Source organism: Tenacibaculum sp. SSH1-16 (genome assembly GCF_040104435.1).
GTDB lineage: Bacteria > Bacteroidota > Bacteroidia > Flavobacteriales > Flavobacteriaceae > Polaribacter > Polaribacter mesophilus.
Genome location: NZ_JBECOV010000005.1, coordinates 27,113 through 41,156, shown reverse-complemented (window position 1 = coordinate 41,156; position 14,044 = coordinate 27,113). Strand labels below are relative to the sequence as shown.

At 28.8% G+C, this 14,044-nt stretch carries 13 protein-coding genes and 1 pseudogene; 1 reads left to right on the top strand and 13 read right to left on the bottom strand.

All coding sequences use genetic code 11. The annotated features are described in order from the left end of the window. Nucleotides 1-25: 25 nt before the first annotated feature. Nucleotides 26-1,855 carry a LysM peptidoglycan-binding domain-containing protein gene (locus tag ABMY20_RS08400; protein ID WP_349265079.1) on the top strand — a complete coding sequence of 610 codons (1,830 nt, stop codon included), beginning with the start codon at nt 26-28 and terminating at the stop codon, nt 1,853-1,855. A gap of 57 nt (nt 1,856-1,912) precedes the next feature. Here the strand turns inward: ABMY20_RS08400 and ABMY20_RS08395 are convergent. From ABMY20_RS08395 to ABMY20_RS08335, 13 genes and pseudogenes are all read right to left on the bottom strand, one after another. Beyond that, a pseudogene (locus tag ABMY20_RS08395) lies at nt 1,913-2,152 on the bottom strand (GDP-mannose 4,6-dehydratase); the annotation flags it as partial. A gap of 46 nt (nt 2,153-2,198) precedes the next feature. Continuing rightward, the gene (galE, locus tag ABMY20_RS08390) at nt 2,199-3,206 is read right to left on the bottom strand and encodes a UDP-glucose 4-epimerase GalE (protein WP_349265078.1); all 1,008 of its coding nucleotides are present in this window, start codon (nt 3,204-3,206) and stop codon (nt 2,199-2,201) included. A gap of 136 nt (nt 3,207-3,342) precedes the next feature. Beyond that, nucleotides 3,343-4,464, bottom strand: coding sequence for an MraY family glycosyltransferase (locus ABMY20_RS08385; protein ID WP_349265077.1), 1,122 nt, complete (start codon nt 4,462-4,464; stop codon nt 3,343-3,345). A 65-nt stretch (nt 4,465-4,529) separates the two neighbouring features. After that, complete coding sequence (gene rfbB / locus ABMY20_RS08380; RefSeq protein WP_349265076.1) at nt 4,530-5,582, bottom strand: dTDP-glucose 4,6-dehydratase; 1,053 nt, start codon at nt 5,580-5,582, stop codon at nt 4,530-4,532. A gap of 1 nt (nt 5,583) precedes the next feature. Continuing rightward, a complete protein-coding gene (gene rfbD, locus ABMY20_RS08375) occupies nt 5,584-6,450 on the bottom strand; it encodes a dTDP-4-dehydrorhamnose reductase (RefSeq protein ID WP_349265075.1) in 867 nt (288 codons plus the stop codon). Nucleotide 6,451: 1 nt separating this feature from the next. Continuing rightward, nucleotides 6,452-7,006 carry a dTDP-4-dehydrorhamnose 3,5-epimerase gene (gene rfbC, locus ABMY20_RS08370; protein WP_349265074.1) on the bottom strand — a complete coding sequence of 185 codons (555 nt, stop codon included), beginning with the start codon at nt 7,004-7,006 and terminating at the stop codon, nt 6,452-6,454. A gap of 2 nt (nt 7,007-7,008) precedes the next feature. Continuing rightward, nucleotides 7,009-7,884: a glucose-1-phosphate thymidylyltransferase RfbA gene (gene rfbA, locus ABMY20_RS08365; RefSeq protein WP_349265073.1), complete on the bottom strand. Its 876-nt coding sequence runs from the start codon at nt 7,882-7,884 to the stop codon at nt 7,009-7,011. Next, nucleotides 7,881-8,984, bottom strand: coding sequence for a glycosyltransferase family 4 protein (locus ABMY20_RS08360; RefSeq protein WP_349265072.1), 1,104 nt, complete (start codon nt 8,982-8,984; stop codon nt 7,881-7,883). Before ABMY20_RS08360 ends, rfbA begins: the two co-directional genes overlap by 4 nt. Nucleotides 8,985-8,986: 2 nt before the next feature. After that, entirely contained in the window at nt 8,987-9,832 is an 846-nt protein-coding gene (locus tag ABMY20_RS08355) for an ATP-grasp fold amidoligase family protein (RefSeq protein WP_349265071.1), read from the bottom strand. Nucleotides 9,833-9,956: 124 nt separating this feature from the next. Next, nucleotides 9,957-11,039, bottom strand: a complete 1,083-nt coding sequence (locus ABMY20_RS08350; RefSeq protein ID WP_349265070.1) for a CapA family protein — start codon at nt 11,037-11,039, stop codon at nt 9,957-9,959. A gap of 140 nt (nt 11,040-11,179) precedes the next feature. Beyond that, complete coding sequence (locus ABMY20_RS08345) at nt 11,180-12,058, bottom strand: glycosyltransferase family 2 protein (protein ID WP_349265069.1); 879 nt, start codon at nt 12,056-12,058, stop codon at nt 11,180-11,182. Between the two features lie 9 nt (nt 12,059-12,067). Beyond that, the gene (locus tag ABMY20_RS08340) at nt 12,068-12,802 is read right to left on the bottom strand and encodes a glycosyltransferase domain-containing protein (protein ID WP_349265068.1); all 735 of its coding nucleotides are present in this window, start codon (nt 12,800-12,802) and stop codon (nt 12,068-12,070) included. Further along, a complete protein-coding gene (locus ABMY20_RS08335; protein ID WP_349265067.1) occupies nt 12,799-14,025 on the bottom strand; it encodes an O-antigen ligase family protein in 1,227 nt (408 codons plus the stop codon). The genes ABMY20_RS08340 and ABMY20_RS08335 overlap by 4 nt, the downstream gene beginning before the upstream one ends. Nucleotides 14,026-14,044 lie beyond the last annotated feature (19 nt).

The window sequence follows — 14,044 nt, the reverse complement described above, 5'->3', positions numbered from 1 at the left end:
CACCATTAATATAAAAAAAGAGTAGATGAAGAAATTACAGTTTTTACTATTAGTTTGTGTTTTAACTTTTGCCGTTTCTTGTGGCCAGCAAAAACGTTATGTATCCTACAAAATTCAAGAAGGTGAAACGATGCGAGACATTGCGGATCGTTTAGACATAAAAACGAAAGATTTATTACGTTTAAACCCTGATGTCGGAAGACGTCCTGAAGCTAACACAGTAATTGTAATACCAAACCCTAAAATTAAAAAGAGTACTTCTTCGTCTACTACCTCAGCTGAAGAAGAGGTAAATACTACCGATACTAATAATAACAAAGGTACGGCTATTGAAACTGAAGAAGATGATACTGTTTTTCAACAAACAGTTGTTGAGTATGAAACTCACGAAGTTCAAAAGGGAGAAACTGTGTATCGTATTACAAAACAATATGGTATAACAAAAGAGGATTTAATTAAATTTAACCCTGAGTACACCAATATTCAAAGTAATAATTTAAGTATTGGTCAGATATTAAAGGTTAAGGCTTTAGAAAAAACAGTTACCATTAATAAAAATGAAGTTTTAGAAAAATTCTTAACGCATACTGTTAAGAGTAAAGAAACTATGTATAGTTTAACTCGTTTTTACAATGTATCTAAAGAGGACTTACTACGCTTGAACCCAGAATATCCAGATTTGGCTGACAATAAATTATCAGTAGGTCAATTATTAAAAATAAAACCTATTGAAGAGGTTAGTAAAAGAGAAAACTATTCTTTTTACAAAGATTCTATTCAAGTTAACACATCTATTAATCTTGCTATTTTACTTCCTTTCAAGGCTGATGAATATAGTGAAAAATCAAATAAAGATATTTTTGATGACAACCCTTTAACTAATATGGTAACTGACTTCTATATGGGAGCAGAAATTGCTATTGATTCTATAAAAAGACAAGGAGTTAAAGTAAATGTTAACGTTTTTGATACAGGAAATAGAGGAAAGAATGTAACCACAATTCTTGAAAATAAAAAATTAGAAAATACAGATGTAATTATTGGTCCTTTTTATTCTGATAAAGCAGAAGTTATTGCTCGTAATGTAAACTCTAAAGTCGTTTTTCCACACTACTCTAATAAACAAGATAAATTTTCTTCACCTAAGTTAATTAAGACAGCTCCTGAAAAAAACAGCTATCAGATATACTTAGCATCTTATTTAAAAGATAGTTATAAAGATCAAGAAATATTTATTGTCAGTGACGAAAAGAAAGACACAAATTCAAAAGTTTCTATAATTATATCTGAACTAAAAAAACATGATAGTATTAATAATATACATGTCTTAAAGCCTGAAAAAGGCTATATAAAGAGAACGCGTTTTACAAGTAAGATGTCTTCTAAAAGACATAACTGGGTTATAATTGCTTCTGACGACAATGTAGTAGTTGCTGATGCTCTAAATAGTATGATTAGTTTACCTGACGAAACTAAAGTTCAGGTATTTGCTATTAGTAAAGGCAATGCTTACGATAAGATTGATAATAATAAACTTGCTAGTATAAATTTCACTTATGTTTCTAATACTTATTCAGACGAAAATGCCATAGAAACTAAAGATTTTAACAATAAATATTTACAAAAAAACAACACTATTCCTTCAGACTATGCTATTAAAGGTTTTGATATAACATATGATGTTTTAATGCGTTTGGCTTCAGGAAATGAACTTACAGACACCTTTAAAAAAGGTGTTTCTTTACGTGTTGAAAATAAATTTAACTACCATAAAAAGATGTTTGGGAGCAGTGGAAATCAAGGTTTATTTATTGTTAAATACAATGAAGATTTAAGTTTAAGTAGACTTAGATAAAATCTAATCTAAATTTTATAATACAAAAGCCAAAACTAAAAAGTTTTGGCTTTTGTATTACCCATACATTTCTTTGTAATATTTTTGGTACTCTCCACTTGTGACATTCTTAACCCAATCTTTATTTTTCAAATACCATTTAACTGTTTTTTCTATTCCTTCTTCAAATTGTAAAGAAGGTTTCCATCCTAGCTCATTCTTAAGCTTTGATGCGTCTATTGCATAACGAAAATCATGACCTGCTCTATCTTTTACGTGAGTGATTAGTTCTTCTGATGCTCCTTCTTATCTCCCTAAGAACCTTATAACTTATCTGTAGAAATATGATAAAATATTTTTTTAACTATTCTTTCTGTTGCCATTTCCAGGCGGATAGTAAAGCCTCTTCTAATGTTTCTTGAGGCTTCCATCCTAAAACTTCATTCGCTTTAGTTGTATCTGCATATGCTGCTGTGATATCTCCTTCTCTTCTTCCTACTATTTTGTAATTCAACGATTGTTGAGTAACTTTTTCAAAAGTTTTTATAATCTCCATCACAGAACTTCCTTTGCCAGTTCCCACATTAAAAAACTCAAAATTTTCTTTATTTTCTTTATTCAACAAACGCTGTAATGCTTTTACATGAGCTCTTGCTAAATCTACAACATGAATATAATCACGAATAGCAGTTCCATCTGATGTTGGGTAATCGTCTCCAAAAACAGCTAGTTCTTCTCGAATACCAGCAGCCGTTTGCGTGATAAATGGAATCAAATTTTGTGGAACACCTAACGGTAACTCTCCTATTTTTATAGATTCATGAGCTCCTATAGGATTAAAATATCGTAAAGCTATAGCGTTCATATCATAAGCCTTACAACTATCTTTAATAATTTCTTCTCCTATTTGCTTAGTATTACCATAAGGAGATTCAGCAATCTTTACTGGAGCGTCTTCTGTAATAGGTAACTCGTCTGCTTGTCCATAAACCGTACATGATGAGCTAAAAATAAAATGATCAATATTCCTATTTTTCATTTCTTGTAACAGATAAACTAAAGCGTTGATATTATTCTCGTAATAATCCAATGGCTTTTGAACACTTTCTCCTACAGCCTTAAAAGCAGCAAAATGTATTACTCCATCAATTGTACCATCATTAAAAAAGCTACGTACTGCTTTTTTATCTCGTAAGTCTATCTGATAAAAGTCTGGTTTAATATTGGATATTTTAGTAATTTGTTCTAATACATCTATTTTAGAATTAGATAAATCATCGATAATCACTACCTCAAAACCTGAGTTTTGTAACTCTACTACGACATGAGATCCTATAAAACCTAAACCTCCTGTTACTAGTATTTTTTCCATTTTAAAAAGAAACTAAATCTATAAATAATTGTTTTTTGATAAGAAATATAACATACACCGTCTTATATAAGGCAGCTAAAATAATTACAAACACAATGTGTATCATGTATATTTGATATTCAAGAATAGTATTCTTTTATAAAAAAATACTTAGAATAGAGTCAGCCACCCTATATAACAAGTTAGAGTTTTTTTTTAGTTCTTTAGACTCATTTTTTTTTAACAAGTAAAAAATTGCCAAGTAAAAAATTATCGATAAAAAAATAAAAAACAATAGTAAAAAAAAGCTATTTAGCCTAGTTGACAATAAATACACTAATGATGTGATTATCATATTTATTATAACTATAAAAAGTGTTGCTTTTTTATGAGTAAAACCTCTATCCACAAAAATATGGTGCACGTGATTTCTATCTGCTATAAAAAAGCTTCTTTTATTTACTGTTCTAATAATAAAAACTCTTATTGTATCTAGAATAGGTATTGATATTATCGAAGTTAGTATTATAGGTAAGTTTTCTGGTAATACACCTATAACTTCGATTTCTTTTTGATGTGTCAATATTTTAAATGCAAGAACCGCTATTAAAAAACCTATAATCATAGACCCTGTATCTCCCATAAAAATCTTTTTCTTTTCCGACAAGTTATAAGTCAAAAAAGCTAACAATGTCCCTACTAAAACAACACATAGAAATAGGTAATAATTTTGCCCTAAAAAATAAAAAATAACTGCAAAAAATGTAAATATTGTTATTCCAATCGAAGAAGCTAAACCGTCTATTCCATCAATTAAATTAAATGAGTTTATAATAAAGAAAGTAGAAAAGTAAATAAAGAATAAACATGCCCAATAATTTAATTGAGTTATTCCCAAAAAACCTCCTAGAGATTCTATTAATAGATTATTATCATACACCAAAAATGTAATTGCCAATAATTGAGCTATAGATTTAGTAGTAGCTGATAAAGCTACTAAATCGTCTTTTAAACCAATAATAAACAAAACTGTTAAGCTCACCATTAAGCTTAAACTTATAGTTTCCTCGTCCCATTTTTTTAAAAAGAAAAAAGATAATATTAGGGTAATAAAAAAAGCTACACCGCCCAAGGTTGGTGTAACCTTTGTGTGAGAGCTTCTTTTATTAGGTTCATCTAGCAACTTTTTATAAAATACTACTTTAATTATTTTAGGTATAATAAAGTAAGTCGCTAAAAAAGCCCCTAACAAAAAAACACTTAGTAAACCTAATAACATAACAGCATAGAATTTTAACGCAAAATTAAGAAAGTTTGTGGCATTAAAAAATTAATTATTCTTTTTTATTTGATTTGATACATTTCTTTATAATACTTTTGGTATTCTCCACTTGTTACATTATTAATCCATTCTTCATTTTCTAAATACCATTTTACTGTTTTTTCTATACCCTCTTCAAACTGTAAAGAAGGCTCCCAACCTAATTCATTTTTTAACTTAGATGAATCAATGGCATAACGATAGTCATGTCCCGCTCTATCTTTAACATAGGTAATTAACTCTTCAGAAGTACCTTCTTCTCTTCCTAAGAGGCTATCAACAGTTTTTATAAGAACCTTTATCAAATCGATATTTTTCCATTCGTTAAAGCCACCAATGTTATAGGTTTCACCTAATTTACCTTTATGAAAAATAACATCTATTGCTCTAGCATGATCATTTACAAATAACCAGTCTCTAACATTCTCTCCCTTCCCATATACAGGAAGAGGTTTATTATTACATATATTATTAATGAAAAGTGGAATTAATTTTTCAGGAAATTGGTATGCTCCATAGTTATTTGAGCAATTTGATATCACAATTGGCAAGCCATAAGTATCGTAAAAAGCTCTTACAAAATGGTCGGAAGAAGCTTTTGATGCTGAATATGGCGAATGAGGGTCATAAGAAGTATTTTCTGTAAAAAAACCTTTATCTCCTAAAGTACCATAAACTTCATCAGTGGATACATGATAAAACAACTTGTCTTCAAAGCTTTCTCCCCAATAATTTTTTGCCGCTTGTAATAAGCTCAAAGTTCCCATTACATTCGTTCTGGCAAAAGAAAACGGATCTTTTATAGATCTATCTACATGTGATTCAGCTGCTAAATGAATAACACCATCAATATCATATTTAGAAAATATACTTTTTATTACTTCATAATTGCAAATATCAGCCTTTACAAATGTGTAGTTAGGTTTGTCTTCAATATCCCTCAAGTTTTCAAGATTACCTGCATACGTAAGAACATCTAAATTAACTATATTGTAGTCAGGATAATTATTTACAAACAATCTCACAACATGTGAACCTATAAAACCAGCTCCTCCTGTAATTAATATATTTTTCATACTATCTGTCTTTTTTTATCTTTTTAACACATTGGTTTAACGAATCTCTCCAATACGGTATTTCTATGTTAAAATCTTTTTTTATTTTTCCTTTATTTAATACTGAATAATGAGGTCTTTTAGCTGGTGTGGGATAATCTTTCGATTCAATTGGGTTAATCACACAAGTGATATTATTATCAAACTCCATTATTGCTTTTGAAAAGTCATACCAAGATGCAATCCCTTCATTTGAATAATGATAAATTTTTGATTTATTCGTTAGGTCCTCTTTCACTAAATCAAGACATACTTTAGCTAAATCTCTTGCATAAGTAGGAGAACCTACTTGATCAAAAATTACATTTAAATTATGTTTACTCCTACCTAAACGTAACATTGTTTTAACAAAATTATTTCCATAGCTAGAATAAACCCAAGAAGTTCTTATAACTATTCCTTCTACTTCAGAATTTATAAAAAACTCTTCTCCATGTCTTTTAGTGCTTCCATAAACTCCAATTGGATTTATTTCATCTTCTTCTTTATAAGGAATATAGTTGTCTCCACTAAAAACATAATCTGTTGAAATATGTATTAGTTTCCCTCCAACATTATTAATTGACTTTGCTAAATTATAAACCCCTATACTATTAACAGCTTCAGCTTCTTCTTTAGCTTCCTCTGCTTTATCTACAGCTGTATAGGCAGCACAATTAATTATTACATCTATTTTATTTGACTTAATATAAGAATTAACATTACTGTAATCTATTATATCTAATCCCATAGAGTTTTCAAAAAAGAAATTATATTCCATATAATCTGAAGATAATTCTCTTATTTCTGACCCTAACTGACCAGTTGCTCCCGTTATTAATATATTCATCTTAGTACTTAAAAGGACTTTTTAACTCTTCTAAAGAAGTTAATACCATGTCTTTTTCCGATAATTGAACTTCTTCTTGCATTACTTTCCAATCAATTTGTAAGTTATTATCATTCCATTTTATTCCACAGTCATGATCAGGCGCATACCAATTATCCACCTTATAAGCAAAAGTTGCTTCTTCTGACAATACTGCAAAACCATGTGCAAAACCTCTTGGAACGAATAATTGTCTCTTGTTTTCTCCAGATAAAACTACTGCTACATGTTTTCCATACGTAGGGGAACCAACTCTAATATCTACTGCGACATCTACCACTTCTCCTTGAATACAACGTACTAATTTAGCTTGGGCAAAAGGTGGCTTTTGAAAATGCAACCCTCTTAAAACTCCTCTTTTAGACTTGGACTCATTATCTTGTAAAAAAGATATTCTTTTAATATTTTCTTCAAATTCTTTCTGATTAAAAGATTCAAAAAAATACCCTCTATGATCACCAAAAACTTTAGGCTCAATAATTACCACTTCTGGTATTTCTGTTTTGATAAAATTCATAACTACTTATTAACTAAGTTTAATAAATATTGCCCATAATTATTTTTCTTAAGTGGTTCAGCTAATTTCCTCACCTCTCCTTTCGTTATATACCCCATATAGAGAGCTATCTCTTCTAGGCATGCTACTTTTAATCCCTGACGCTTTTCAATTGTTTCAATAAACTGTCCTGCTTCCATTAATGAATCGTGTGTACCTGTGTCTAGCCATGCAAACCCTCTTCCCATTAGTTCTACCTTTAAAGATTCTTTGTTTAAATACTCTTGATTTACTGAAGTTATCTCTAACTCTCCCCTATATGATGGTTTTACATTTTTTGCTATTCCTACAACATTATTAGGATAAAAGTATAAGCCAACAACTGCATAATTAGATTTTGGCACTTTTGGTTTTTCTTCAATAGACGTAACATTTCCATTTGAATCAAACTCTGCAACTCCATAACGTTCGGGGTCATTAACATAGTATCCAAACACAGTAGCTTTTCTTTCTTTTTCTACATTAGCTTTAGCATTTTGTAGCATTTCAGTTAGCCCATGTCCATAAAAAATATTATCCCCTAAAATTAAACACACATCATCATTACCTATAAACTTTTCACCAATAATAAATGCTTGCGCTAGACCATCAGGACTAGGTTGCTCTTTGTAAAAAAGATTTATTCCTAAATCATTACCATCTCCTAAAAGCTTTTTAAAATTCGGTAAATCCTCAGGAGTTGATATTATCAATATTTCTTTTATTCCTGCTAACATTAAAACCGATAAAGGGTAATAAATCATTGGTTTGTCATAAACAGGTAGTAATTGTTTTGATACTCCTTTGGTAATAGGGTATAAACGTGTACCACTTCCTCCTGCTAGTATTATTCCTTTCATCTTTTTATTTCTTTTAAGTACTTATCTATAACAATTCTTTCATCAAATTTTTTCTCTGCAATCATTCTTGACTGTTTTCCCATTTCTAATCGGTCTTCATACGAAAGCGTTAATACTTTTTGCATCTTTTCTGCTAATGAGTTAATATTTCTGGGGTGACATATATAGCCATTAAGACCATCTACTACAGTTTCTTTACAACCTGGCATATTGGTAGTAATTATTGGTCTTCCTACAGCCAATGCTTCTAATAAACTTTTTGGTGTTCCTTCTCTATAGTAAGAAGGTAGTACTATTACGTTACCTTTTTCTAAAACTTTTCTTACATTATCTGTCTTACCTAGATAGTTTACAAAATCATATGAACATATTTTATCAAATTCGCTTTTCTCTATCGCATTAGGATTATTAACACCTAATTCACCTAATAGTTGAATTTCAAAACTCACATATCCTCTTTCCCTTATTTTTTTCCCTGCTTCAACTAATTCAACAACTCCTTTAGGATAGATCATTCTAGCTACTAATAAAAAAACTACCTTATCATTTTGTTTACTAGGTTTGTAATCAAACTCTTCTAAATTCACCCCAGATCCTGGTAATAATTTAGCTTTCTTCTTTTCAATAATTTTATTTGACAAAAACTCTTCTAAATCATCTGGGTTTTGAAAAAACACACAATCTACTTTCTTTTGTGAATATTTAAATAACGCTTTAAATATATATCTTGAAATAGCTCCCTCAGAAAATAAAGTTCCCATTCCAGCTACATTATTAATACACTTAATATTTAAAAAACGTGAGGCAAATGAACCATAAACATTAGGCTTTATAGTAAAATTTAAAAGTACATCTATTTTTTTTCGTTTGAGTATTTTATAAACCTCATACGAAAGCTTAATATCTTTAATTGGATTTTTAGATTTTGAATCCATTTTAACATGCTCAAAATCACATCCTAAATCTACAAGCTTTTTAGAATATTCATCTTTTGGAGCTATCGCAACTACATTATAACCTTCTTCTAAAATTTTTTTAATTAATTTTTTTCTAAAATTGTAAATGTACCACGAAGTATTAAGTAAAATACCTACATTCATAATTAAATTTTTAAATAACTACCTAATTCTATCCTTTTCTCCACAGGATTAACTGGTTCATTACAGTTTCCTGGATAAAAAGTAATTTCTCCAAAGTAAATTGCTCCTTCTATATTATAAAAATCTATCCTAACAAACTTCCATGGTTTAGCTAGTTTTTTTACTAATTTAACCATTCCGTCAAAGTTTTTAGGTTTTTCTAGTTTAGAGTTCGAATTTACATATGTTATATTAAATCTTTCAATTTTTTTAAAACTCATATCATAAAAGTCTCTTTTATGTCCTTTAAACCTATCTATGTCTAACTGAATAAACTTTGGTATACCTTCAAAACAAAAGAATTTATAATCTATTAAATTGTCATCTTTAGTTTCTAAAAACTCTTCAATTACTATTCTATTGTTCACATTCTTGTAAGGCCATTCTCTAGTTCTTTTATAATAATTATATTTTAACCATTTGTTTAGTTTAATCTGTGATTTATTCCAACTAAATCTACTTTTATCTTTACAGATAATATTATTTTGAGACCCATTTGTCATCTTTATAACAAATTTTTGTGGAAGATTATCTATTACAACATCTTCAACCTTATTGTAAACGCCCACTAGTGGAATTAAATACTCCTCTCCTATTGTTTCTTTAATATAGTTTCTAACTTCATATTTATCAACTAATTTCGATTGTCTTTTATCTCTAACATTTAATTTCAAAAACAATAATTTATCGTTAAAATATTTAGGGCTTTTAAGATTTGGTAATCTTTTATGCTTAATTAAAAATGTTAACCTACAAAATATTTCATCTGGTAAAAAACCTAGAAGGTTAATTATAAACTCTTTAATCATATTATCAATATGTTTTTTAATTAGTTTTAAACTCTTTATGTTTAACTAAATATTTAATCTATTTCCTATATTAGACTCCATTAACTTTTTATCTACTTATAACGTATGACAATTTTACAGTATATTAAAGCTTATTTAAAAAATGCTTTTTATTTAATCTTGCATTCCTTACTAATTCATAGCGCCTCTGTATAGTTTCAAAGTTTAAACGTGATAGTAACCATTTAAAATTTCTAACAGCATTTCTTTTAGCATATAACTCTGATATCTGTTCATGGCGTTTTTTTAACAATTCGTCGTTGGTTAATTTTAAATAATCAGAATAATTCTCTAATAATTGTTCTGATTTTATACTATGGACCTCATACCTATCTTCGCCCTGATATAACCCTATTTTTTCTGAATTAACAAGTTTTCCTTCATGTAATTCTACTGTCAAAATCAAAGAACTCTTATTATCTTCATTAAGCTCTACTAACTTCTGCCCTGTCCTATCATCAATTACATCATCAAAACAAAAATTACCCAAACTATAAGCAATAACACTATCATTTATATTTTCAACACCTTGCATAACATGTGGATGATGACCATAGTATACATAAGGCATCAACTCACTTAAAGCATGGGCAAATTGTATGCTTTCAAGACTAGGTATATTTACATGTTCTATCCCTGAATGAACACTAATAAAATTAAAATACCCTTTCTCTTGGTATTCTTTCATTTTATTCTTTACATCATCAACGTCTAATATATTTACTCCTTGTGGTAAATTATCTTTTCTCGCTCCTAGTAAATTAGTATCATAAGAACAATAACCATGAAATACTAATTTTTCATTATTATCTATTAAAAGATCTTTACCTGCACAACCAAACCATTCAATATTATTTTCTTCTAGTAGTTCTATGGTGGATTGGCACCCCTCCAACCCATAATCAAAAACATGATTATTAGCTAGAGACACGGCATTTATACCTAAAAATTTTAGTATTTCAATATTACTTTTCTTCGCTGCTAAATAGGCGGATTTAGAGCCCATTTTCTTTCCATCATTCAAAAAAGGAGCTTCTAAGTTAGCTACAATATAATCCACATTATTTAATGTGTTTTTTAATTCTGAAAAATATTCAAAAACCTCTGGATTATTTACAATATCAAATCTTCCAAAAAGAGCTACGTCACCTAAAAATGCTATTTTCATCTACTTATATCTTAATTACTACTACCCGCTAATTGACTAAAACTTAATAAACCTACTAATATTATAGTATATCAAACTTTCACACTCAAACTCTATGTCACCAGTGTTTCTTGTCTGTTTATTTTTACTTTCTTTTAGGTTCACCTTCTATAAAGTTGATCAATACGACCATACCTCTGCAAAACACCATCTTTAATACCTCTGAGAATATATTTACAACGGAAAAAACCATCTGAAAAAACAAAAGGGTATATAATTAGTTTAAAAAATAATTTATATAATTCTTTTATTTTCCACTTTAGAGGGGCATAATCTCTAGGTAGTAACAAAAAAATATTTCTAGTATGGTAATAATGTCTTATAGGTGCAGGAATGCGAGCATCTATTTTCCCTAAGATTTTCTGTTTACCATCCCCGACTTGATGCCCAAGTAATATACCATTTGCACGGATAGTTAGCCAACCATGCTGTTTTAATCGCCATGAATATTCCCAATCAACAAAATCAATAAACAGTCCGTCATCCATTCCTCCAATAGTCAAATAAGCCTCTCTGGGTATTAAACTACCTGAACTTATTGTTGCTTTGACAATGGTACAATTTTCATTCTCTATATTATCACCCTTAATTAACCTACTCTTATCTACTTGATTTGTTGTTTTATCATAATGCTTAGGCCCAATGATTCCAACTCGCATATTTAAACTTGATAGTTTTTGATACTTATTAAGTAGCTGTTTAACCATATCTACCGGAATAATACTATCTTGATCCATCTGTACAATAAACTCGGCTTTCTCGTCAATAAATGCCCATTTCATTGCAATAGATTGTGCTTTAGCAATACCTAAATTTTCTCCAAAATTAAAAATATAAATTCTTTCATGGTTAAAAAAAACATCATACTTTGAATTATTAGCAATCACCAATTTGTCTACTTGTTCTAACAATCTTTCCACTGCTTCCTCTAACTCATTATAATCAGGGTTATACGTAACTAATACTCCATATACTTTCATATTTACTCTTTAAACTAAATTTGTAATTGTCAACCTTCTTAAGATTATTAAAAATTTATTTTTCCACATGTAAAATCTAGATGATGCTCCTTTATGTAAAGTGTAATCAAAGTACTCACTATTATTCTTTGAGGATTCGTCCATAAAAGTAAACTTTAAATTATTTTTCCACAAAACATAAGCAAAACTCAATTGATCTCTTTGCGTTTCTTTATTCATTTCTTGCCACCAATCTGACATTACTTTAATTACCTTAGATTCATTATGCCTACGTAGAATAATGTTATTTTCTCCTAACCCGTATTCTTTAGGGAAATTCTTTAATCTATATTTATTTATTTGTTTCCTTACATCAAAAACATTCGCTTTTCCTGACGCAACACATGCTTTTGCTTCTTGATATAAGCAATTCCTTTTTGGGTGATGTGGTACAAAAATCATATTTTGTTTCATATATTTCTCCAATAAATCATAAGGATTCTCAGTTACTGCCACATTAGCATCAATATATAGACTGTAATCATAATTAGGGAAAAACTCATGAGGTAATATTTTATATTTACGATTCATCATATTGGGTTTTAAATCAGAATCTGTAATTAACTTAACATCCCAAACACTTGATTTTAAATACTCTTGATCTGTAAAACAAATAAAATCACAGTTTTCATAGTGTTTCTTTGGTTCAATTAAATCATCATAATCACCAAAGATGGCAGTATATATAATAAGTTTTCCTTTCATTTATTTTTATTTTGAATTTTATATGGAGACACATCATTCTTGATGTATCTATAAAACAAACTCCAAACCAAAATAATAGAAAAAACATGAGCTGCATCATTGTAACTCTTCATACCAATATCCATAGATAATTTTAGAGTAATTAACGTAATTATCATTACTTTTATTTCTTTATGTTTTGTTTTACTCCTACTACTTTTGTAAAGAAGATATATTAATGGAAAATAATAAAGTAAGAAACCAGGAATCCCAGCATTTAATAACATTTCGGTTATATTATTTTGGCTATTAATTGAATTCATTTGTGACCTAAAAGCCTTGGGAAGCGTTAAATAGTATTGACCATTATTAACCCCTACTCCTTTTAACTTGTGTTCTAAAAAAATATTGATTGCATCAATTGCCAAAACCATTCTAATAGCACCACTATCATTCCCTATATTTTCTGCTGTGTAAGTAACGTCATAGTTTTCTAAAACATTAACCTTTTTCATTAATCTTTCTGTCGAATCATTAAATATCATTAACAAACCACTAAATACAGCAAAAAATAAAACCAAAAGAGGTACACCATTACTTAACTTATAGTTAAAAAACATATAGATAGAAAATATAATTAAAATCCCTAGGAGTCCTTTGGTAGATCCAGTCATCATTATAAATACAATTAACATTACTATTTGTTTTTTTTTATTTCTATTTCGTATAGACTTAGGCATATTTAATATAATTGCAAGAAAGACCAAAGACATAAAAGCAAATACATTTCTATTAGAGTATAATGACGAAAATGCTCCTCCATCATTATATATTCCAACTATTTGTAATACTAACATCAAAAGAGAAACAAATACATATACGTTGACCAAAAAAATTAATACATTAAATAAACTCCTCCTATTTGTAATGTAGGAAATTATTATAGTTAATCCCAAAACATACAATAATGTTTCCAAAACAGCTTTAATATGAATATCAGGTCTTAATACTGAAAAAGTGAATGGTAAGGTATAAAGTAGCCAAAGTACATTTATAAATAAAATTTTCAAAAAAACTTTCTCAACCTTTAATCTTTTCATTAAGAATAAAGCAGCTAACCAAATGATTAAAATCAAAGGCAACCACATTAAATATGTTCTTAACTGCATATTCCCAAAAAAAATAATAATGACAGAAAATATAAATGAAGTTATATAAAAATTTCTTTTGGATATTTCTTTCATATCAGTTCTCTCCTAAAGT